This window comes from Pseudomonas sp. BNK-15 (assembly GCF_047456105.1).
Classification (GTDB): domain Bacteria; phylum Pseudomonadota; class Gammaproteobacteria; order Pseudomonadales; family Pseudomonadaceae; genus Aquipseudomonas; species Aquipseudomonas putida_E.
Map to the genome: position 1 here is coordinate 5573220 of NZ_CP179898.1, position 22077 is coordinate 5595296.

Annotated in this window: 18 protein-coding genes and 2 pseudogenes; 7 read left to right on the top strand and 13 right to left on the bottom strand. The window is 58.1% G+C overall.

Features of this window, described 5'->3' with window-relative positions; genetic code table 11:
• Nucleotides 1-16: 16 nt before the first annotated feature.
• The 8 genes from ACMGF5_RS25730 to tssB all read right to left on the bottom strand — a co-directional run bounded on the left by ACMGF5_RS25730 (nt 17) and on the right by tssB (nt 11575).
• Nucleotides 17-2383, bottom strand: coding sequence for a type VI secretion system Vgr family protein (locus tag ACMGF5_RS25730; RefSeq protein WP_414157459.1), 2367 nt, complete (start codon nt 2381-2383; stop codon nt 17-19).
• On the bottom strand, nt 2383-5037 hold the full coding sequence (gene tssH, locus ACMGF5_RS25735; protein ID WP_251961674.1) for a type VI secretion system ATPase TssH: 2655 nt from the start codon (nt 5035-5037) through the stop codon (nt 2383-2385). Before tssH ends, ACMGF5_RS25730 begins: the two co-directional genes overlap by 1 nt.
• 149 nt (nt 5038-5186) lie before the next feature.
• Nucleotides 5187-5690: an Hcp family type VI secretion system effector gene (locus tag ACMGF5_RS25740; protein ID WP_012315100.1), complete on the bottom strand. Its 504-nt coding sequence runs from the start codon at nt 5688-5690 to the stop codon at nt 5187-5189.
• Between the two features lie 16 nt (nt 5691-5706).
• Entirely contained in the window at nt 5707-7437 is a 1731-nt protein-coding gene (locus tag ACMGF5_RS25745; RefSeq protein ID WP_220453470.1) for an OmpA family protein, read from the bottom strand.
• 5 nt (nt 7438-7442) lie between these two features.
• Nucleotides 7443-8123 (bottom strand): type VI secretion system protein TssL, short form, encoded by a 681-nt coding sequence (gene tssL, locus ACMGF5_RS25750; protein WP_168216545.1) that lies wholly within the window; start codon nt 8121-8123, stop codon nt 7443-7445.
• Nucleotides 8120-9475 (bottom strand): type VI secretion system baseplate subunit TssK, encoded by a 1356-nt coding sequence (gene tssK, locus ACMGF5_RS25755; RefSeq protein ID WP_119687439.1) that lies wholly within the window; start codon nt 9473-9475, stop codon nt 8120-8122. The genes tssL and tssK overlap by 4 nt, the downstream gene beginning before the upstream one ends.
• A 23-nt stretch (nt 9476-9498) precedes the next feature.
• Nucleotides 9499-11037, bottom strand: coding sequence for a type VI secretion system contractile sheath large subunit (gene tssC, locus ACMGF5_RS25760; RefSeq protein WP_115274363.1), 1539 nt, complete (start codon nt 11035-11037; stop codon nt 9499-9501).
• A 34-nt stretch (nt 11038-11071) separates the two neighbouring features.
• Nucleotides 11072-11575 carry a type VI secretion system contractile sheath small subunit gene (tssB, locus tag ACMGF5_RS25765; protein WP_012315105.1) on the bottom strand — a complete coding sequence of 168 codons (504 nt, stop codon included), beginning with the start codon at nt 11573-11575 and terminating at the stop codon, nt 11072-11074.
• Nucleotides 11576-12104: 529 nt separating this feature from the next.
• Between tssB and ACMGF5_RS25770 the strand changes: the two are divergent.
• Together ACMGF5_RS25770 and ACMGF5_RS25775 are read left to right on the top strand one after the other, a co-directional pair.
• Nucleotides 12105-12310, top strand: a pseudogene (locus ACMGF5_RS25770) (helix-turn-helix domain-containing protein); the annotation flags it as partial.
• 103 nt (nt 12311-12413) lie between these two features.
• A pseudogene (locus ACMGF5_RS25775) lies at nt 12414-12743 on the top strand (ATP-binding protein); the annotation flags it as partial.
• A gap of 423 nt (nt 12744-13166) precedes the next feature.
• Here the strand turns inward: ACMGF5_RS25775 and ACMGF5_RS25780 are convergent.
• Entirely contained in the window at nt 13167-13634 is a 468-nt protein-coding gene (locus ACMGF5_RS25780) for an SDR family oxidoreductase (RefSeq protein ID WP_414157460.1), read from the bottom strand.
• A gap of 182 nt (nt 13635-13816) precedes the next feature.
• Between ACMGF5_RS25780 and ACMGF5_RS25785 the strand changes: the two genes are divergently transcribed.
• On the top strand, nt 13817-14080 hold the full coding sequence (locus ACMGF5_RS25785; RefSeq protein ID WP_414157882.1) for a hypothetical protein: 264 nt from the start codon (nt 13817-13819) through the stop codon (nt 14078-14080).
• Nucleotides 14081-14461: 381 nt separating this feature from the next.
• Here the strand turns inward: ACMGF5_RS25785 and ACMGF5_RS25790 are convergent, their stop codons facing one another.
• The 4 genes from ACMGF5_RS25790 to ACMGF5_RS25805 all read right to left on the bottom strand — a co-directional run bounded on the left by ACMGF5_RS25790 (nt 14462) and on the right by ACMGF5_RS25805 (nt 17387).
• Nucleotides 14462-15028, bottom strand: coding sequence for an NADPH-dependent FMN reductase (locus tag ACMGF5_RS25790; protein WP_414157461.1), 567 nt, complete (start codon nt 15026-15028; stop codon nt 14462-14464).
• Nucleotides 15025-15564 carry a cupin domain-containing protein gene (locus ACMGF5_RS25795; RefSeq protein WP_414157462.1) on the bottom strand — a complete coding sequence of 180 codons (540 nt, stop codon included), beginning with the start codon at nt 15562-15564 and terminating at the stop codon, nt 15025-15027. The genes ACMGF5_RS25790 and ACMGF5_RS25795 overlap by 4 nt, the downstream gene beginning before the upstream one ends.
• A gap of 57 nt (nt 15565-15621) precedes the next feature.
• Entirely contained in the window at nt 15622-16737 is a 1116-nt protein-coding gene (locus tag ACMGF5_RS25800) for an alcohol dehydrogenase catalytic domain-containing protein (protein ID WP_414157463.1), read from the bottom strand.
• A gap of 68 nt (nt 16738-16805) precedes the next feature.
• Nucleotides 16806-17387, bottom strand: coding sequence for an amino acid synthesis family protein (locus ACMGF5_RS25805; RefSeq protein WP_414157464.1), 582 nt, complete (start codon nt 17385-17387; stop codon nt 16806-16808).
• Nucleotides 17388-17506: 119 nt separating this feature from the next.
• Here ACMGF5_RS25805 and ACMGF5_RS25810 point away from each other — a divergent pair, with 119 nt between their 5' ends.
• From ACMGF5_RS25810 to ACMGF5_RS25825, 4 genes are read left to right on the top strand one after another with little or no spacing between them, the layout of a single operon-like run.
• Nucleotides 17507-18358, top strand: a complete 852-nt coding sequence (locus ACMGF5_RS25810) for a fumarylacetoacetate hydrolase family protein (protein WP_414157465.1) — start codon at nt 17507-17509, stop codon at nt 18356-18358.
• A 35-nt stretch (nt 18359-18393) separates the two neighbouring features.
• A complete protein-coding gene (locus ACMGF5_RS25815) occupies nt 18394-18951 on the top strand; it encodes a VOC family protein (RefSeq protein WP_414157466.1) in 558 nt (185 codons plus the stop codon).
• Between the two features lie 56 nt (nt 18952-19007).
• Nucleotides 19008-20438: an aldehyde dehydrogenase family protein gene (locus tag ACMGF5_RS25820; RefSeq protein ID WP_414157467.1), complete on the top strand. Its 1431-nt coding sequence runs from the start codon at nt 19008-19010 to the stop codon at nt 20436-20438.
• Nucleotides 20439-20467: 29 nt separating this feature from the next.
• Nucleotides 20468-22030: a bifunctional 3-(3-hydroxy-phenyl)propionate/3-hydroxycinnamic acid hydroxylase gene (locus ACMGF5_RS25825; RefSeq protein ID WP_414157468.1), complete on the top strand. Its 1563-nt coding sequence runs from the start codon at nt 20468-20470 to the stop codon at nt 22028-22030.
• The last annotated feature ends 47 nt before the right edge of the window (nt 22031-22077 follow it).

Genomic DNA, 22077 nt, shown 5'->3' on the forward strand with positions numbered 1-22077 from the left:
GCATCCCCCACCTTTCCTAACCTGAAAATACAGTGGTATTTAGCGATTCTGGATCATGATTCGCCAAAGGAGGCATGGACGGAACATCTATCATCTTCTTTGCAGGATCTTCTAAATATTCGAAGCTTGCAGCCTTGATTAGGCAATCGCCTTCCGTCCCAGACTCAATACTGCACGCATCTATCGCGATATAACTCCCACCCGCATTGAGCGTAATCTTCTTCTTCGCCGTGATCCGGATTTCATCTTCGGCACTAGAAATTTCTAGACCATGCCGTGCAATTAGCGACAATGAATCGTTCTGCGCTTGGATACTGATTGGCCCTTGGTTGGCAATGAGCTTGATGCCCAATTTGCGCACAAACACACTCAGCCCCTGTCCTATCCCAACAAACAACCGCTTGACCACGCTGACATCGGCCTCACCACCGGCGTTGAGCATCAGGTTCTTTTGCGCTGCCAGCTGAAGATGGCCGCCACTGGTTAGCGAGATCCCCTGAGGGGCGCTCAGTATCAGGACCGAGGATTTGAGCTGTTCCAGATCTTGCTTAAGCAGGTCCAGCTGGGCCTGGACATCCGCAGGCTCCGCCTTGCACGCCTGAGCGTCATCCGAAAGCCCTTCCAACTGCTCTTTGGCCTGATCCAGGCGCTCCAGGACAGCAGCCATTTCGAGCATGTGCCCCTTGGCCCCTGGCTGCGTATCAGCACTGATGAAGATGCCGCTGCCACCGCGCATGGCGACATGCCCATCGGTGCGTAGTTCTGCCCCCGCCCCTCGGGTTTTGCGCTCAGCGTCAACCACATGCCCCAGATTGAGCTGGCTCTTGCCACTGTGCTCGGTACTGAGCTTGATGTGCTCCTTCCCACGCGTATCGTCCATGCGCAACTTGTTGTTGGCCGGGGTGCGCAGCACATTGCGTTTGTAGTTGCGCAGCGTCACGTGGTCGGGATGTTCACTGTCGTGCAAGGCATAAGCGATGTAGGGGCGGTCCGGATCGCCTTGCTCAAACGCCACCGCCACTTCGGTACCGCAGATCAACGGCAAGTGCAGGCCATGGGTGTCACCCGCGTAAGGCCGTGCCAGTCGTAGCCAGATACTCTCCTCGCCTGCACGCCAGGTGTCCCGGTCAAACAGGAAATTGACCCGGTAACGTCCCTCCATATCGATATGGCCGTAGGAATCGTTCTTTTGAGTACTGGTAACTCGCGCCGGCACCGTACCGGCGATCTGTGGCTTGCCCAGCAATCTAGGCCGAAAGCCTATCGACTCCAAATAGGGAATCGCGTCGAACCTGGCCTCCAAGCTCCGGTCGCGTGCTGCCTCGACGGTCAAATGTGTAATGACCACCCCAGGCTCGAACACCTGCGGCGCCCCGTCAGAGACCGTCAGCACTTGCCCTGGGGCAAGCGTCACGCTGCTGCTGACGCCATTGCAACGCGTCTGGTCGTTGAGAAAGCGTTCATGATTCAGGCGCGCATAGAAGTAGCCACTTTCGCTGAGCAGGTCCTCATCCTTGTCAATGGCGTCACCCAGCGCGGTATAGGGTTCGCCGTAGTGATAGCCTTCGCCATAGGTGGTGGTGGCACCTAGGCTGTGATCAACCTCACCATCCAGGAAGGCGGCCGCGTCCCGGTGGTGATAAGCCCGCACATTGATGTGCTGCTCCACCACCTGATGCTCAACTTGGAGCGCCCATACGCCCTCCTGCCCATTGCTGGTCAAACCCGACAGCGGGCGATGTGGCAGCGTGAGTCCAAACTGGTAATGGCGTTGATGGTCGTGAAACTCGACCACATCGATGGAAAGGCGATCATCGTGGGTAAAGCGATACCAAATGCCGACCTCCGCCAGCAGACGACTGATGAAGGCCAGATCGCTCTCACCGTACTGCATTACCTGTTCACGCTTGGGATACTCGCGCGCCAGGTCAAACAAGAAGTGCTGCCCTTCGAACTGGTGGCGACTACGGAGGACACTTTCAACGATTTCCGGCACCGACTGATGCTGGTAGATCCGGTACTGCTTGCCACGCCCGAGCAATGCCAGGTGCGCTTCGAGTGTGACTTGGTAGCGGGCTTCATCCCGGGAACCGGAGACACGCTTGAAACCGGTGATCACGCCATGCAGCGTACGTGAAGCAGCGTTGATCATTGAGAGCTGGACGGTGGGTTGAGACTTGCCCAGATAAAAGCTGGCATCCTTCCCGAGGATCTGCACAGCCTCGATATCCTGCTCCGGGGAAGTGAATGCCACGGTGTACTTGAACGGTTTGCTCAGCCACTCTTCACCTTTGAACGACAGTACATCAAGCTCAACAGCAAGCTGGTCGACTTCAAGCTGGTAGTGGTTATGGGTGAAACCCATTATTGGCTTCGCCATCATCACACCCCCTCGGCAGCCGCCACGGCTGCGTGGTGTTCATCTGCAAAGCTCAAGCTGATGCCGGCGTCTTCGCAGTATCCAAGCGTCACGGCTTGGGTGGGCTGTCCGAGCGCTTGGCGCTGGAGTAACTGCTGACTGAGCACCGGCAGGATCTGTTGATTGAGCAAGCTATCGATATTGCGAGCGCCGGTATCGGGCAAAAGGCAGGCGGCGACCAGCGCTTCGTAGAGCGAGTCATCAACCTCACATTGCAGGCCGTAATGACGCAGCAAGCGTTTGGCCACTTGATCGAGTTTGATGGCGACAATGCGCTTGAGTGCATCGGCCCCCAATGGGCGGAAGATCAATGTCTGGAAGCGAGCCAACAGTGCAGCATGGAAGTGCTCGCGTAACACGGGACGCAATAGTTCATGCAGTGCCGCTTCCTCAATGCCTGGCTGCCGCTCGATACTACCTTGCAGCAGGTCGCTTCCCAGGTTCGAAGTCATGAGGATGACCGTGTTGCGAAAATCGATCTCCCTTCCTTCTCCATCACGCATGAAGCCGCGGTCGAACACCTGATAGAACAGGTTGAGCACATCACGGTGGGCCTTTTCGACTTCGTCCAGCAACACCACGCTATAGGGACGCTGGCGGACGGCTTCGGTGAGTACGCCGCCCTGGCCGTAACCCACATAACCCGGCGGCGAACCCTTGAGTTGGCTGACGGTGTGCGCCTCTTGGTACTCCGACATGTTGAGGGTGATCAAGGACTTCTCGCCACCGAACAGACTGTGGGCCAGTGCATGCGCCGTCTGCGTCTTGCCGATGCCACTGGTACCGACCAGCAGGAAGACAACCATCGGTGCCTTGTCGTCAGTGAGGCCCGTTCGGGCGGCGCGCAACCGTTGGGCAAGTGCAACCAGCGCCGGGTCTTGACCAACAACACGCTCGGCCAACTGATCTTCCAGGTTCAACAAGCTGGCGTGTTCGTCTTTCAGCAGACTACCGAGAGGCACGCCCGTCCAGTCTGCGATCACCTCAGCCACACTGCGTGCGCACACATCGAGGGACAGCAGTGGCCGACTCCCCTGCACGTAGCTGAGGTGTTCTTGCAGCTGAGCGCAGACAGTTGTATCAACCTGCTCGCCCTGGCGAGCATTGAGCAGCTGGTGGGTGAGGTCGAGTTCTTGTTGGTACTGCAGCTCCAACGCGGCTTGCTGACTCTCCAGCTGCACCAGCTGGGTAGTGATCTTCGCCAAGCGAGATTCATGCGTAATACCGGTAAGCTGCGCGTCCTCTTCCAGCGCCACCCTCTCTGCCGTGAAGGCCATTTTCTGCGACTTCAGCTGGACCAAGGCCTGAGGTTCGCAGTCCAAGCTCATGCGAACACGCGCGCAGGCGGTATCAATCAGATCCACAGCTTTGTCCGGTAAACGGCGCCCGGTCAAAAAGCGGCGAGACAAGCTGACCGCCGCCTGCACCGCAGCGTCTTGAACATGCACGCCGTGGTAGCTGGCATAACGCGCTTTGAGCCCTCGCAGCATCACACAAGCATTGGCATCATCCGGCTCATCGACCTTGATCATCTGGAAGCGACGCTCTAACGCCGCATCGCGCTCGAAGTACTGCTTGTATTCACTCCACGTGGTGGCAGCGATGGTGCGCAGCTCGCCACGCGCCAAAGCCGGTTTCAGCAGATTCGCCGCATCTGCGCCCCCTGCCTGATTGCCAGCACCGATCAAGGTGTGCGCTTCATCGATGAACAGCAGCACCGGCGTCTCTGACCGCTGGACGGCATCAATTACGTTCTTCAGCCGTTGCTCGAACTCGCCTTTGACCCCTGCGCCCGCCTGGAGCAACCCTAGGTCCAGAGTACGGATACACACCGGTTTCAAGCTATCGGGGACATCCCCGCTGGCGATGCGTAAAGCAAGCCCCTCGACCAGAGCGGTTTTTCCAACACCTGGATCGCCAACAAGGATAGGGTTGTTCTTGCGCCGACGGCTCAGCACATCGATCATTTGACGGATCTCATCGTCGCGGCCGAACACCGGGTCGATTTGCCCCGCTGCTGCCTGGGTGGTGACGTCATGGCTAAACTGATCGAGGACAGCGACTGATGCTTCGTCCCCCTTCAAGACGACAGCCGCCTTAGCCTCTCCTGACACTTCTGGCTTGAACAGTGATGTCTGCCCCGGTTGACGCTCTTGCGAGTCAAACTCAAGCAGCGTTTCCATTTGCTTGAACTGCGTCGGACCGACGCTCGATAGAGGCCAGGCGGCGGAACATTTGAGCAAGTTAGGCGTTTCAAATAACGCCCCCAGCAAGTGAACGGATCGCAATTGCTCACAGTCACGATCCAGCGATGCCAACAACCAGGCATTGGTGATCAGCTGCTGCACCTCACCGCTCAACTGAGGTTTACTGAGAACGCTGCGCGGCAATGTATGGAAGTGGTCAAGCAGCCCTTGCCAGATGGCATCCATATCCCACTCGTATCGGCGGGCGAGGACCACGAGATCGCCCTCGCCCTGCTCAAACAACTTCAACAGCCAATGTTCAACAGTGATATGACTGTGCCCGCGCGCCTGACAAAGTGAAGCCGCTGCCGTGAGTGCCTGGGTACAGTAGGCGTTTAGCCGGCGAAGCAGGCGGGTAGGATCGTGTGCCATACAGGGCATCCTTGTCGTCAATAATCAACATGCCGCCACAAGTGCGAGCGCATCTGAATAGCTGAGGTGTATTTGGCTGAACGCCCGCGCACGGACGCTCAACCCAAGACACTGGAGGCTGTCAACCAACCTCGGTTGACAGTCCGGTTTCATCCAGCGGCAGCGGCGCTAGGGCGCTCATTCCAGGAATCCGAATGGATGATGTTCCCATCCTTGAATGCCCAAGTAATTTTTTCGTAGCGCAGCTCGACTAGTTCCAAGTGATTGTGTTTTTCTTTCGCCGGATCTTTGACATCGTGCATCTTCGGTGCAACTTTCACGACCTTTACGTTTTCCAGTTTGGTGTTGAAATACTCCACCTCCTGCCCGGCATCATTAATCTTGTACCATTTGAACTCCGCCTCTTTAAGCGTCTGCCCAGTCGTCACGGCCTTGTAGAGATAAGGAGAGGAGGCGTCTATCTCCTTGGTAAAAACAAAAGGCGTATGGATACGCGTACCCGTTAATTTGCCGGTATTGTTATCGGTAGGGATATACAAATCATGATCTTGACCGACTACTTCAACACTACCCTCACGGCCCTTTACATCCACCGAGCCTTTGATATCGGCTCCACCATCGTCTTTCAGCCACAGATAAACAGGAATAGCCATTTAGAAGCTCCTCATTTCAAGCTTTGGGAGTCGCAGAGTGCGACTTGGGTTGCACTCCTGAGGCCGTAGCCGAGGGCTGACAAGCCCCCGCCTCCGGCACCAGGCGAATTTCAACTCGGCGATTAGCCGACCGTCCTTGTTCCGTGTCATTACTTGCAACGGGCTCGCTTGCACCCAAGCCTTGAACTGCGAAGCAGTTGCTGGGTATGTCACCCATGTGTTGTATCCAGTCATGAACCGCCGCCGCGCGTGTTCGCGACAAACGCAAATTCTGTTCGTCACTACCCGTCGCGTCCGTATGGCCCGTGATCACGATCAACCAGCCTGGCTGGGCCTTGATGTCTGCAAGTGCATTCACCAAAAACTTGGTCGATCCTGGCTTCAACTGCGCGCTACCACTGGTGAAGAGCGACAGGCTGTCCAGGCGAACCGTGCGTGGCTTGTCAGCCACTCCCTGAGGCATCGTCGGGATGTGATGGCCGTTGATTGCGGCCAACAACGAAGGACGCAGCCTTTCGCCCTGATAGAGCCCGATCCCCAACGACCACGGTTCCCCTTGGCGATAGTAGCGGTCCAGTCGCTGCGCCTCCTGGCGAAGCACCATCAGTGCCTCCTGGCGTTGCGATACTTTGTCCGAATCGGGGCTCAGCGAAGCCGTGCTGTAGCGTCGCAAATCATCGGTGACCTGACGGATCAAGAGCGTGTTCTGCCTCGCCGAACTAATCAGCGCAACGCAAGCCGTCAGTACGAACAACCAGACTCCAATCACCACAGCCCTGCTTCGCCGACTGTGTGGAGTACTGCCAGGCAACACATGGAGCAGTGCATCAGGAAAGGGTAACGACGCGTTTGTATGTTTAGGCCCACTACCTGCGAAGGAAAGGCCAGTCCGCTCCTGTAGCCAACGGTGCCAGAGGTTGCCATCACGCGCGCCCTCAGACTTGGGACAAAATGCAACCGCAACGGCGTCCGCTGTTACGATCCCCTCGCGGGAATTACGTTTGCCAATTTCCGGCAAGCACGCTTGATTCAACCAACCCACAGCAGCGCTCAACTGCACCGTGGTTCGGAATCGATCAGCCTGGTTCTCAGGTTCTGTGCCCCTGCGCTCCCATTCGGCCAGCGTCAGGCACTCACCCACCTCACGCGTTCGCACACTTGATGCTTCAGTTTCCCAGCTGAACCAGGGCGACACCCCAACTGCGCTCGGGAAGTAGCCCACAATCAGCAGCGGCAGCGGTCTACCTCGCTTGCGCAATATCGCAACCTGATGGCACAAGCTTTGTATCTGGTTCGCAAGCACTGCGCCGTCATTATGGGCACTGGGATTGACCAGCCACATGACACTGAGCTGCCCGTCCCACTCTGGCCGCTCCAGCAGCAGATCGGCCACGGTTGCGGACAACTTCAAGAGATCGGGCACTGGCACATAACACCCCTCCACTGTTACCCGTGGCGCCAGCTGCTCAGCAGACGAGGCCCCAAACAGCTCAGCCAAGCAATCGCCGACCGCTAGAACGACAGGATGACGATACGAGCCAGCAGGCAGGCGGACACCGCTGCCCCACTGCAACGGTGTATGTTTCTTGGCAGCACGCTGAGTCCGGCGCCAGCCCAACACCAGCAAGGCAGTGACTACCAGAGTAGCGATGGCTTGAACCTCTACAGCCAGCGGCAACGTGGCAATCAACAACCAGGACAGCGCACCGGCCCATAGCCAAAGCCCCTGTTTGTGTACCTGCGCCATTGCGCTCATTCCTGCACCGGCAAGAGCGAGGCCACTGCCTCGCCTAACGCGTGATCAAGCGCCCACCAAGCACCTACCAACAGAGCAGCTGCCATCACGATGTGAAGCAGAGGAGATCGCAACCAACCCCACATCGGCATCCGTGGGCCACTGCCTAACTGAACGACCAGCGACTGACTTGTATCCAGAGGCGGCACTTGCGCGGAGATGGCAGTCAACAACTGCTGCCGCTCCGGGTGGTTTGCCTCTCGGTAGCGCCCCAGGAATCCAAGCATCAGGACTCGATGAAATACTGTGAGTACGCAAGGGGACACAGAGGCTTCCTGCAGCGCAGAGCGCATATCTTCGTAGAGCGACTCCCCCGCCTGATGGCTGCTGAAAAACCTTGCCTGTAAGGTCTCCATCGCCCAATCCTCATGGGCACTGCCTTCGGCGCGGGCAAGTACTGTTTCGTCCAGAAGCGCACACTGCGCATGACTGATCAGATCGACGCTGCGGCGGTCCAGACCCTCCTGCTGAAGCATGGCTCGTACATGCTCGACATCAGCCACGCACCTTGACCACAGCTGCGGACTACTGTGCGCATCGGTACCGTGTCGCAACTCGACAACCAACAGATAGGTGTCCTGCAGCAACGCGTCGATGTCCACCTTGGCTGCGGTGTGCTTCTGCACTGTGCGACTCATGAGCGAAGCACCGCGAACAATTCGAGCTGGACACCCTGAAACACACTCGGGACATAGAGGGCACAGACCCCATCAGCCAGCATGGCGCGGCCCTTTGCATGGCCGAGGTCGAGCGCGAAGTACTGATTCTCCAGCCGCAGCGGTATCGCGGCGGGCACATGGCTCAAAGGTTTCAGTGGAACGCCATCGAGTGCCGCATTGACGAGATGGTCCACATCATCGGGGGAACCGATCTTGCACAGCCGTGGGAATTGGCTTTGAACTTGTACGGCTGGCAGCCGGCAACGGACCGACAAATAGAAGTCAGCCCCTTCAGGCTCAAGCAGACGTGGATCGCTCAGAGAAACCTGCCAGCGGTTTGCGCTGCGCGCCTCCAGGATCAGCGCCAGCACGCGGGACGGCAGGCTCGCCTCCAGCAATGTGGATAGGGTACGCATCAAGGGCGGGAAAACCGCCTCAAGGTCCGCGTGCTGGTAGGCGGGTATGTCCTCTATGTGCTGGTCTAACGAGAAGGTCAGCAGGCCACCTGCAAACTTCACCAACTGTTGATATACCTGCTCCGGATGGCGAGCAGGCTGCGCTTTTAGGTCTGCCAACACCGGCTGATAAGTGTTCAGTGCGTTGAGCAACCAGAACAACGTGACATCTGCAACAGCGAAATCCGCCATTCGCTGGTTGCTCTCCCGGCGCATTCCCATCAAACGCTCACGCTTGGCGGACAGCTGGGTGAGCAGGTTGTCGAGTTGAAGCAACAACCCAGCATGAGCATCAAACTTCAGCAACGGCGGGATGTAGGTATCATCAATGGCCCACCCATCCTTGCCATCACGCAGCAAACGACCCACCGGGCAGGTCAGATAATCCGCATTATCGTCATCAGCCAGACGCAAGCTCAGCGCATGTTCGAGCACGCTGATTGACTGTATTTCACTGGTGTAGAGATCCTTGGTATCACGCCATACCTGGTGATATCTGACGGGCCGCTCAGCGCTGCCACCCTCAAACAGGCAGTTGTTACCATTGGCCTGTTCCAGTGGCAAAGCGATCACAACCGTTGCCGTCTGGATATCTCCGGGCAATACCCGAGAGAGTTCCAGGGCACTGGGTAGTCGATCCAGCCGATCGGTATCGATCAAAGTACCGTCTGGTAGGCACAGCTGAAGCCGAGTGGCCTTCAGCTTACCCAACCTCAGCGCATCTGCATCAAACGCCACATTTCGGATGCCCCAAGGGTGGACCAAGCCCAGTGAGGCAATACTCTGGTTGGTCCACGATTCAAAGCGGGCCTGCTGTTGAAACTGCTGCGCAGACAACACCACTCCGGACGCCCATAAAGGCCGGTCGATTTTCACGACATACACTCCTGCAACCGCAATCAAGATTTTGCTTTGGGCATCTGCGAAACCAATGAGAGGTTGATGTCCATACCTTCAACCTGGAAATGCGGCACAGCGAACAACTTGACCCTGAAGAAGCCCGGGTTGTCATCAATGTCCTCGACAACCACTTTTGCCTCTCTCAGCGGGTGGGAAGCTTGCAAGTCATCTCCCGGATCGGTCATCTCGGTGACCAGGCCACTGACCCACCTATTGAGCTCCAACTCCAACAGGCGACGGTCTTTAGTTGTACCGATATTCTCCCGCTGGATAACTTTCAAATAATGTGCAATGCGAGAAAGCAGGAACACATAGGGCAACCTCGAATTGATACGACTATTTGCCGTGGCCTCCGCCGTGTCATAGATTGCCGGCTTGTGCGCTGAGTTGGCCGAGAAGAAACATGCGTAGTCACGATTCTTGTAATACGAGAGCGGAATCAAGCCCAAATTGGCAAACTCAAACTCTCGGGTCTCCGGAATCATAACTTCCGAGGGGATCTTGACTTGACTACCCGTCCCCATGTCGTACAAATGAATCGGCAGGTCGGTAACCGCGCCACCCGACTGTGGCCCTCGAATCTGCACGCACCATCCATTGGCAATAAAGCTCTTGACCATGTTCGCCGCGAACGCGAATGTCGAGCTTACCCACAAATACTTGCTGTGATCCGGCCCCTTGACTCGCTCCACATAGTTGAAAGATCGCACAGGGTTCGTATCAGGCCCATAAGGCAAGCGCCCTAATGTGCGGGGTGTTATCCCGCCCGCATAACGAGCATCGTCAGTTTGCCTGAAGCCGTGCCACTTAATATACTCCGCACGATCCATGTAGTTACCGATATCCTTGATCGCAGACACTTCCTCCATGGTGTTTTTTCCGAAGAAGGCCGGACCAACCGAGTACAAAAACGGCATATGGGATGCAGCCGCCACTTTCGAAACATTGCGCAACAATGCGATATCTTGCGCCCCTCGCCCAAACTCATAATTCGAAACTGCCGCCGCGATAGGCTCACCACCAGGCGTATCGTATTCCTGGGTATAGGTATGCAGATACAAACCGCTTTGCGCGATCTCCGGCGCGTCTTCAAAGTCCTGCGCCAGATGCTCCTTACTGATATCGAGCAGCTCAATTCGGACGTTTTGACGGAAATCCGTTTGGTCAATCAACGACTTCGCGCCGCGCCAGATTGATTCGACCCGTTGAAAATCCGGGTGATGCATGACCGCGTCCAGCTGGCTGCTGATCTGAGCGTCAATCGAGGCGATGTGCTCATCCAGCAGAGCCCTGTCCAGCTTCTCCACCTTCGGAGAGACTTGTTTGAGACGGTCCAGAAAAACGCTCACCGAAGCAGTAACGCGCTCATTAGCTGTCGCTTCTGACAACGCATCGATACTTTGGAACACCTCAATGCCACCCATCTGATCAAGCGGTTCAAGGTTTATTCTTTCAAACAGCGCGTGATAGACGCTCTGGTTTTCTTCCACCTGCACGGTGGCGCCACGCGATTGCGCAGAAGATTGTTCTTCGGACATTTATTAGCTTCCAGTCTGTCGAGATGATGGTTTTCTAGCGCTCGCTTGGCGGTGCAAGGGCAGCAAGTTCCTTACGCAACTCGTCACTCAGTGCTTCATCTTTAAGTATCCGCTCCAATTCAGCACGAAACGTTGCGTTATCCAGAAGATTGGCCTTCAATTCGCGCAGCAAATTTCGCATCGCCAACAGTGCACGCAACTGAGGAATCTGCAGAGCAACCTGTTCTGGCTCGAAGTCCTTCATGCGCTGAAAGCTCAGTTCGACCGGTGTTTCCCCACCCTCGCCCGACAGCGTATCGTCAACAATAACCTTGAGACTCGGAGAGAGATCGGACAGCACGCTGTCAAAATTATTCTTGTTGATATTTACCTTCGGCCGCTCTGACAGTTGGCGCTTTTCCTTCCCGTTGCTGTAGTCTCCCATCAGAATGAGTTTAAGGGGAAGTTCCACCTTGCGCTGGGCGCCACCTGTATGCAGATCAAGCTTGATATTGACACGTGCCTTCGGCACTTCATTCTGAAAGCTATTTGAAGCCATACCACCTCCTGCGAACCGGGATTCCTAGCGGGAACCAACGCCGAAATGAGCGCCACCGAACCCCCAACAAAATTAATCAAGACCAGTCGAACCATTGCGTACGACTGCTTGGGCGGGAGCGCTACCCGGAAGTGCCTCCCCGATAACCATGGCGCATCTTTTCGCGCCGCGCCACCCCCTTTCTAAAATAAGGAAGTGTCCTACAAGACATACCTAAGATGACAACAAATGTTCGAAGCGGCACACCAGAGCGCCAACATTGATGCATTTAATAAGAGCAACCCGACCGTCATCGACGCATTGACCCACATCAACAAAAACAACCTCAGACGAAATAATGATCAACATGCATAAAATGCAAGTTATTTCCACCAAGCCGCACCAGAACAGAAAATTCCTACAAGTTCAAAAGCGCCACCCCAAACCAAAGCCGCAAATAGCAAACATGTACTAGCGCCGTGAGCGGTTAGTTAATTTTCTAACGAATATTGATATACTGTCTGCCTTCATACCTCGCCTGGTTTCTCGGATGCCCCGACCCATCGCTTCCTTTTCACTGCAACCTGCTGACGCCATTACGCTTCAACATTGGTTACGCAGGAGGACGCTGGAGCGAAGCCTCGGGCAACGGGCGCGGATACTTCTTTTACTCGCTGAAGGGGTGACCCCAAGGCCATCTGTGAGCAGTTAGAGATCACTTCAACCACAGTGTTCAAGTGGCGAAAACGCTACCTTTGAATCGACGGCTGTTTCCACCGGCAGCGCCAGTGCCGACCGATCAGCGACCGATGCCTGAATGAGCATGGGTACACACCGGATTGCGTCGCCCTGGGGCCAGGGCCTTGCCCGCAGCGACGGTCGCTTCGCCAAATTGATGGCCGGATACGCCAAGACTGACCTGCTGATCCTGGACGACCGGGGCTTGGCACCGTTTACCGCAGCGCAACGTCGCGACATGCTCGAACTGCTGGACGACCGCTACGGCAACAGCTCGACGCTGGTCACCAGCCAGATGCCGGTGGACAAATGGCATGCGTTGATCGGCTATCCGACCTTGGGCGATGCGATCCTCGACCGGCTGGTGCAAAACGCTTATCGGATCGAACTGAAGGGCGAATCGATGCGCAGGCGCGCAACAAAATTGACGGCGGCAGGGACTTCAGACTAACAATTCAAACCTGCGTCGCTGCGCTCCGGCTGCCTGTCCAAGCGAGCGTGGAATGAGCGTCCAAATGATCGTGGGCTGGGTGTCCAAGTGTCGTGGAATCCGCATGCAGATGCCGACCGAGCCGCGCACCGTGCGCTAGGCCGTTAAGCCTGTTTCGCCTGAGCGGGCCCTGTCGCCGGCACGCAGGTAACCTGCCAAATCGCAGGCACAAAAAAAGAGGCCCTTAGGCCTCTTTTTTGTGATCCCAGCGACGCACTGAGGATCGAATTTGGAGCGGGAAACGAGACTCGCATCGGGCCTGCGAGCCGTTGAAATCTAAGGGTTTTACGTCATTCTTAAAACAGGAATGGCCTTGATTCTGGACTCATTTCGTAAGGTAGGCAAGCGGGACGTTCCACCTAGCGCAAGTTCCATGGGTATTACCTAACAGCGTCCAAACCAATTGACAGGGTCGGCGAACATGTCCACTTCGCGCCCTGAGACACTCGAGATCAGCACGATCGACGCTGCCTGGGAATCACGCAGCGCCGGCAGTGCCGCCTTGACCATGGCCGCGCTACCGAGCAGATCGGTCTCGAACGCACGCTGCCAGGTTTCAAGGTCTTCACCGCCCGCCAGCGCACTGACGTTGGGCACGACAATATCAAGCCCACCCATCCGCTCGGCGGCGGCAGACACCCACTGGGTTACCTGCTGGGCATCGGTGACGTCTACCGCGGTGCCAAACGCCTGATCGCCAAATGCGGCCGTGGCACGCTCTACGCCACCCTGGCCACGCGCACAGAACTCCACGCGCGCGCCCTCTTGCAGAAACAGCTCAACGATGGCGCGGCCAATCCCACGGGAAGCGCCACTGACCAGCACCCGTTTACCTTTCAAACCAAGATCCATGATTATCTCCTGCTTGGGTCAATCTCGGCAAAACACGCCCAGGCGCTGCCTGGACGTGCTCATCTGAGTTACTTGCGCAGCTTGTACGCAATGATCTCGTCGCTTGCCGCTGCTCATCGAAGAGCTGACACCGCTTTGCGCCGTACATCCGTTCAGCGCAAGACCTCTACGCGCATCCGCTGATCCAGAGCAATGGGCAGTCCGTACAATGGAAAGGCTGGTTCGCCGCCAACAACCTAGTCGTACCGTCCAGCTTTGGCCTTGCCTTCGATCGCAGTTCCATGTGCATTGCAGCGGCAGTCGGTGGGTTGGGCGTTGTGCTTGAGTCGACATTGCTGGCGGAACGCGAGCTAGCATTGGGAAAGCTGGTGTGCCCTCTACGCGGATCGACTGACTCCGTGCGCTATGTAGGCCATTACTTAGTCAACCCGCAGCCACGAGCTTGACCGCCAGAGACAAGGAAGCGCAACGGTGTCCCGTTGGCGGCGCAGAGCCATGATGAGTTACACCACTTCCTGGGACACGATCAATTAAATCCAGATTCTCACGGGTTCACGGCCAAGGCACGTGGTTAGCGACAGCACCACGGTGCGGGCAACCAAAAAACGCCTGAGGCATCAAAAATCTTCGGCGGGGCAAAAAGTGGGGCAAAAATTACCATTGCAGAAAAACGCATAGGCATAAAAAAATCCAGTCACCGCTAAGTGACTGGATTTCTTCGAGTATTTTGGTCGGGACGGAGTGATTCGAACACTCGCCCCCTTGCACCCCATTCAAAAGCCATAGTGGTCAATTAATCGTGTCGAATTCGATGGATGGACCACGAACTAAGAACGCAAGCGCTGGCTACTACGCACTTGCTCTAGCAAACACTCAATCCCCGCCATCAAGAAGCGCCGCGATGCATCGTCGACCAACCTGCCTTCACGGGTCTTGCTGCCCGAGCTGCCAATCACGATCTGTGGATACTGGACCAAGCGAGCCTGGATAGCCCACAACGTTTCATTGAGTTGCTGGTGCGCCCGAACACCCCCGGTAAACGCAGGAGAAGCTGTGAACGTCAGGACAGCGCGACCGCTCAGCACCGATTGACCATGGGGGCGCGACAGCCAGTCGAGGGCATTCTTCAGCACTCCCGACATGCCGTGGTTGTACTCCGGGGAGCCGATCAGCAGACCATCGCTACGGGCCACCGCCTCGCGCAAGGCCAGCACCTCCAATGGCGCATGCACGCCATCGCAGTCCTCGTTGTATGGGGGAAGCGAGCCAAGCCCGAAGAGCTCCAGGCGAACAAGTTCCGGCAAGCATTCAGCCACCGTGCGCAACACTGCCGTGTGGGCCGACTGTGCACGCAGACTACCGGACAATCCCAATAGATTAACCTTCGTACTCATGGCACTCGCGCCTCGATACCCTGCATGAACACGACGGCCCTCGCAGCCTTAGTAGAAGTATTACGCCAGGCGTGGCGGGTAGCGTTCTGAATCACCACATCACCCGCGACCACACGACGTTGCTGGCCGTCATCCAGCTCAAGCCAAAGCTCACCTTCAAGCATCACCACATAGTCAACCGTCGGCGTCCTGTGCATGGCCGGGTCCTGTGCCTCGAAGCATTCCAGCAAACCGGGCATCGCCGCCGACATTTCCGCGAGCGCGCGAGCCGGGTCCAGCGGTGAGGCCATCACGCTATCCGGCGCCAGACTGATCATCAGCATCGATGACCCGCCAGGCAGCGGTATCAGCGAGGCATTTCCCGGGGTTCGATCCTCGCTACATCCAAGTGATCCGGAGGTATCGTTGCGCCAGACTTGAGTGATGCCATAGCCCGGGATGTCGATGAAATCCTTAGCCCTTGGCGCCGGCTCATCACTGACGAATACCGAGCGGCCCTGGGCATCATGGCCGGTAACGATTCTGCGTACGTGCATCGTGGTTCCTCTTGGCAAACGGCTGCCCGGCGAGGGCCTGCGCCCCCGCCGGTACAATCAGGGGCGAATGACGAAATTGCCGAAACCACCTTTGCGGTTCTCGATACCGCTGATCGCTTCGTTCACGTCCTCTAGGGCAAAAACGCTGTGTTCGAAGAACGACAGATCCAATACACCAGACTCGACCATGTCAGCCATGGCTTGGCCCTGGGCAGTGGTAAACCAGGCTGAACCGCTGATCTGGATGTCGTTGTCCATGATCCAGTGCAAGTCGATCGGGACGTCGCCGGCGATGGCGCCGATATTGACCAAGTGACCACCCCGGTGCACCGACTTCAACGCTTGCAACAAGCTCTCGTGCGGAGCACCAGGGCCCAGTGCATCGATGGCCACGTCAACGCCCTCCCCCTGAGTGATTTCGTGTACCCACTGTTGGGTGGGCACGGTACCCAGGGTATGGATTTCGATACGACCTGGCGAAGCCAAGTCTTTGACTTTCTGGAACAGTTCCTGATTGCGGGCGGTGCCGAGGATCTTGCGCGCGCCCATGGCCAATGCCAGCGCCACGGCTCCTAGGCCCAGGGTACCGCTGATACCGTTGATCAGCACAGTGGAGCCCGGGCCGACGTTCGCCCGCTGCAAGGCCTTGTAGGCAGTGCCGAGGTAACCTAGCCGCGCAGCGGTTTCGAAGCTGAGGTTGTCAGGCAGTTTCACCAGACTGTATTGGGGCGCCGGGATGTACTCGCACAAGCCACCATAAGGATAGTCCTCGAACATGCGCGGACTTTTCGGGGTGAAGCCGAAGTAGCCGTTGAAGGTGTAGGCCGTACAGCCGATGGAGTTCCCGGCACGGCAGGCCCGGCACGAACCGCAATGGCGCCCGGGGTTCACATAGACCCTATCGCCCACCTTGAAGTCGTACACCTGCTCACCCACCGCCTCAACCACACCGGCCGGATCGAGGCCAAATACGGCCGGCAGTTTGGGCAGCGGATTCTGTGGGAACCACTTGACCCAGTTGGTCAGGATGTTGTGCAGGTTAGGCACGATGCCACAGGCCTTGACCTTCACCAGCACTTCAGTAGGTCGAATCTGCGGCACGGGCAGTTGCTCGATGAGCATGGGTTTGCCGCCTTCGTACAGGCGCGCGGCGCGCATCGTTTTTGCAGTCATGCTGTTCTCCAACACGTATTGTTTTTGTAGTGGTCTTGAAACTTTGGGCCAACCGTATCGCCAAGGTCTCAGCGCAGTCCGTCCTCGCCCTTCACATCAGCTGCAGCCAGCCCGCCAATCCGCGCGTGGATGCGCCCTCCCGTGGCCATCGCCAGGCCGTAGGCGATCTCATTGCGCCGCGGCCCGTCCCAGATAGTCATCTCCGCCACACCGAAATGGCTGCGTACGTACGCCGCCTGAATGTGCCCCAAAGGAATCATCAAACGCGAACCCAACCCGGCAACGCTCTTGGCAGATGGCACGATCGCCTTAGGGTTACCCATTGCCTCGCGCATGGCCCAGCCTCCCGCTTCATGCCACAGCGCACCGTGCTCGAGCTCGCCATCTTCGCCAACAATCGCACCTTTGCCATAAGCCTGCACACGCGAGACACCGCCCAAGGCTGTCAACAGGCGCTCTGACAGTTCGCTGCCCAGCGCACGCAACTGGGTCATGAACGCCAGCAGGTCCTCCTCATGGCGACCAGCGAAGGGGTTCTCCACCACTGCCGTGGCCACAGCAACCAGCAACGGCTCGGCGGCTACCACCCCACCCTCGTGATGCACTTCCTCGATGTCCAGTTTGATTTTGCGGATTTTCACCAACGACATGCTCGATCTCCGAAAGAGGCCCGCCGGGAAGAAGTTGCTGAGCGGACTTCCACAGTATGCATTTTCTGATGTATGGTGCAAGAAATTATGTTTTATGCACAAAAAAGGAAGCGCTACCGATGAAACTGATCTCCTATCGATACAACCACCAGCCCCACTTCGGGGCGGTGGTGGACGAGCATGTCATAGAGCTGACCGCGCATTTCAGAGGTATCCACGACCTGGCAACGCTGCTGGCCGATGACAAGCTGCTGGCCCAGGCGCGCGCGCATGTTGCGAGCGCCGCTGCGGACTATCCGCTGAGTGCCGTGCAGTTGGAGCCGGTGATCCCCGCGCCTGGGAAGATCATCTGCGTGGGCATCAACTATGTTGCGCATGCCGCAGAAGCCGGTCGCAAGGTCGGCGAGCACCCGGTGATCTTCCAGCGCTTTGCCGAGACCCTACTGGCCCACGGCGAACCGCTGCTGCGCCCCAAGGTGTCCGAAGAATTCGACTTTGAAGCGGAACTGGCGGTAGTGATCGGAAAAGGGGGCGCACACATTGCGCCCGAGGACGCCATGCAGCATGTTGCCGGCTACACCTGCTTCAACGACGCCAGCGTGCGCGACTGGCAGTTCCACACACACCAGTACGGCATGGGCAAAACCTTCCGCAGCACCGGCGCCCTTGGTCCATGGCTGGTGACCGCCGACGAGATTGCCGACTATCGCCAACTGCAGGTTCACGGCATTCTCAACGGTGAACAGATGCAGGAAGGTTCACTCGCCGAACTGGCTTTCGATATCCCCAACCTGATCGCCTATGTCTCCAAGGCTCTGACTTGGAACCCGGGTGACATCCTCGCAACCGGCACCCCCAGCGGCATCGGTTTCAAACGCACGCCGCCGGTGTTCTTGCGCCCAGGTGATGTGTTCGAGGTGGTCATTTCGCAGATCGGTACTCTGTCCAACCCGGTAGCCGACGAAGCCTGAAACGCGCCGACAATTACAATAAGAGGGGAATTTCAATGAACACCTTACCGCGCATCAACTTCACCCATACCGGTACCTTCTGCGCCGACCTGGACAACATGGTCGAGTTCTACTGCAGCAAGCTGGGCTTCATCGTCAGTGACAAAGGTGTCGCCTCTACCGGCCACCGCCTGTTCTTCATGACCCAGAACCCCGAAGTGCACCATCAACTCGTGCTGTTCGATGGCAAACCGGTGGATCTGCCCTTCAACCCGATTAATCAATTGTCGTTCCTGCTGGACACCCTCGAAGACCTGCAACGTTACTACCAGTTCGCGAAGGCCAATGGCATCGGGCCAATCGATCAGGTCGATCACGGCAATGCCTGGTCCATGTACTTCAAGGACCCCGAAGGCAATCCGATCGAGATGTATGTCGACGCGCCCTGGTACACCAGCCAGCCTTGCCGCGAACCGCTAGACCTAGAGCAAGATGCCGACCAGATCAAGGCCCAAACCTTGGCCATGTGCCAGCGGCGCCCAGGCTTCCTTACCCGTGAGCAGTGGATGGCCTCGATCGCCGAGCGCATCGCCGAACAGCGCACCCGCTGGTAATCACCTGGCGCGGCCTGCTCCGGCAGGTCGCTCACTCATGGGTCAAGAGTCACGCCATGCACAAGAATCTGATTGCAGGACAGTGGTACACGGGTAGCGGGGTACGTGGAAACGTCAACCCCTCAGACCTCGACGACACGGTCGGCCTGTACGCTCAGGCGAGCCGTGACGACACCCTGGTGGCTATTGCAGCCGCCCAGCAGGCACAACCGCGCTGGGCCGCATGCACACCACAGCAACGCGCCGATGCACTGGACTTCATCGGCAGCGAATTGCTCGCACGACGCGAAGAACTCGGCCATTTGCTGTCTCGCGAAGAAGGCAAGGTGCGCTCAGAGGGCATCGCGGAAGTGACGCGCGCCGGGCAGATCTTCAAGTACTTCGCCGGGGAGGCGCTACGCATCCGCGGTGAACACCTGGCGTCCACACGCCCCGGCATCGAAGTGGACATACGCCGCCAGCCGGTGGGCGTCGTAGGCATCATCACGCCGTGGAACTTTCCCATGGCGATCCCCGCCTGGAAGATCGCTCCGGCCCTGGCGTACGGCAACAGCGTGCTGTTCAAGCCCGCTGACCTGGTACCAGGTAGCGCCTGGGCTCTGGGTGAAATCATCAGCCGCGCCGGTCTTCCCGACGGCACCTTCAACCTGCTGATGGGGCGTGGCAGCGTAGTCGGCCAGGCTCTGCTGGAGAACCCGCTGGTCAATGCCATCAGCTTTACCGGCTCGGTGGACACCGGTCGTCTGCTGATGCAGACCGCCGGAGCTCGTTTCGCCAAGTTGCAACTGGAAATGGGTGGCAAGAACCCGCTGCTGGTCATGGCCGATGCCGATCTGGATCAGGCAGTGCAGTGCGCTATTCAAGGTGCGTACTACTCCACCGGCCAGCGCTGCACGGCGTCGTCACGGTTGATCGTCGAAAAAGCCATCTACCCCGCATTCACTGCGGCGCTGGTCGAGCATTTGAATCATCTGCGAATCGGCCATGCTCTGCACGCGGACAGTCAGATAGGCCCGGTGGCCGAGGCTGCGCAACTGGAACAGAACCTCGAATACGTGGCGACCGGCCGCCAGGAAGGTGCGCGCTTGATATTTGGCGGGGAGCGGCTGCAACGCGACACCGCCGGTCACTTCATGAGCCCTGCCCTGTTCGTCGACGCCAGCGCCGAGATGCGCATCGCCCGCGAGGAAATCTTTGGTCCGGTGGCCTGCGTCATCCCCGCCGACAACTACGAGCACGCACTGGCTCTGGCCAACGACAGCCCGTTCGGCCTGTCGGCGGGTATCTGCACCACCTCGCTCAAGCACGCCAGCCACTTCAAGCAGCACATGCAAAGCGGCATGGTTATGGTCAACACGCCAACAGCTGGCGTCGACTATCACGTGCCCTTCGGCGGCTGCAAAGGCTCCAGCCATGGCCCGCGCGAGCAAGGTAGCTACGCCGCCGAGTTCTTCACCACGGTCAAAACAGCCTACACCCAGGCCTGAAACCCACAACAATAAAGGTGGAACACACAATGGTTTACGATCTGATCATCGTCGGCATGGGCCCGGTAGGCGCTACGGCGGCCAACCTGGCCGGCCTCTGGGGGTTGAAGACCCTCGCTTTGGACAAGGCTGAAGGTATCTACGAGAACCCCCGGGCTATGGGCCTGGACCACGAGGTCATGCGCGCCTTCGACAACATCGGTCTGGCCGACAGGATTGCCAGCCATGTCATGCCATACCGCGCCTCGCACTACCTGAGCAGCGGCGCGCGCCTGATCAAGCGCATCGACGCAGCCAAGCCACCCTACCTGCTGGGCTGGTCGCCCAACTACGTGTTCTCCCAGCCGCCGGTGGAGCGAGCCCTGCGCGCACGTATCGAAGACTTCAATAGCGTCGAGATACAACTGGGTTGTGAAGTGCTCGAGATCGAGCATGGCTCACCAAGCCAGGTGCGCCTCCGTGATCGGGATGGTCGCGAGCGCCTTTGCAGCGCGCAATACATACTGGCATGCGATGGCGGTACCAGCCCCCTCCGTACCCGGCTGGAACTGCCAATGGATGACCTGGCATTCGACGAGCCCTGGCTGGTAGTGGATGTAATGCTCAAGGATGGTGCCGGTGCCGACTTGCCCGAAACCAATATTCAGTATTGCGAAGTCGAGCGCCCCTGCACCTTCGTGGTCGGACCCGGGCGGCACCGTCGCTGGGAGTTCATGATCAACCCGGACGAATCCCCGGCCGAGATCGCCAGACCGGAGTCGATCCAGCGGCTGATCTCGCGCTGGCTACCGGCGGGTGACTACGACATCTGGCGCGCTTCGAGCTACCGCTTCCACGCCCTGATCCTCCAGCGCTGGCGATACGCGCAAACATTCTTCCTCGGTGATGCGGCGCACATGACCCCGCCTTTCCTCGCCCAGGGCATGTGCCAAGGCATTCGCGACGCCATGAATCTGATCTGGAAACTTGCCTTGGTCCAGCGCCAACTGGCGTCGCCGTCCATTCTCGACAGTTATGAGGTCGAACGCGCGCCCCATGTACGACGCACGACGGAGGTGGCCAAGACGTTCGGTCAGACTATCTGCGAGCGGGATGCCCAACGTGCCGCCGAGCGCGATGAACGTCTGGAAGAGCAATTGCGCCTGCGCCCGAACGGGACCGTGACGCGGCAATCGCTGATTCCAGGCTTAAGTGGCGGCCTTATCGATACCTCGGTAGGCGCAGGCGAACTGTTCCCGCAGCCAAGGGTGCGCAATGCAAACGGAGAAACGGACCTGCTCGACCGATTCACCGGACAGACACTGCGTCTAGTGCTTGGCGCCGAACCGATCGATTCGGATCTGCTCGACTCGCTTCAGCAAGCGTGTGCTCCGCTGCCTGTGAGCGTCATCCAACTTTCGCAAGCACCCGCCACCAACGATGTCCCCAGCCATCACTACAACGAACAGGACGATGTACTGGGTACATGGATGCGCGAGCGCGACTGCAGCGTAGTTCTGGTACGACCAGACCATTACGTCTACGGCACAGCGGTCGATACCGAGCAGGCCCTGGCACTGGTGCAACGCCTGCGCGCAGCGTTGGACGCCTGAAACAAGGGGGCCCCGTGCAGCCACGACCTGCACGGAGCCCCCTCTGG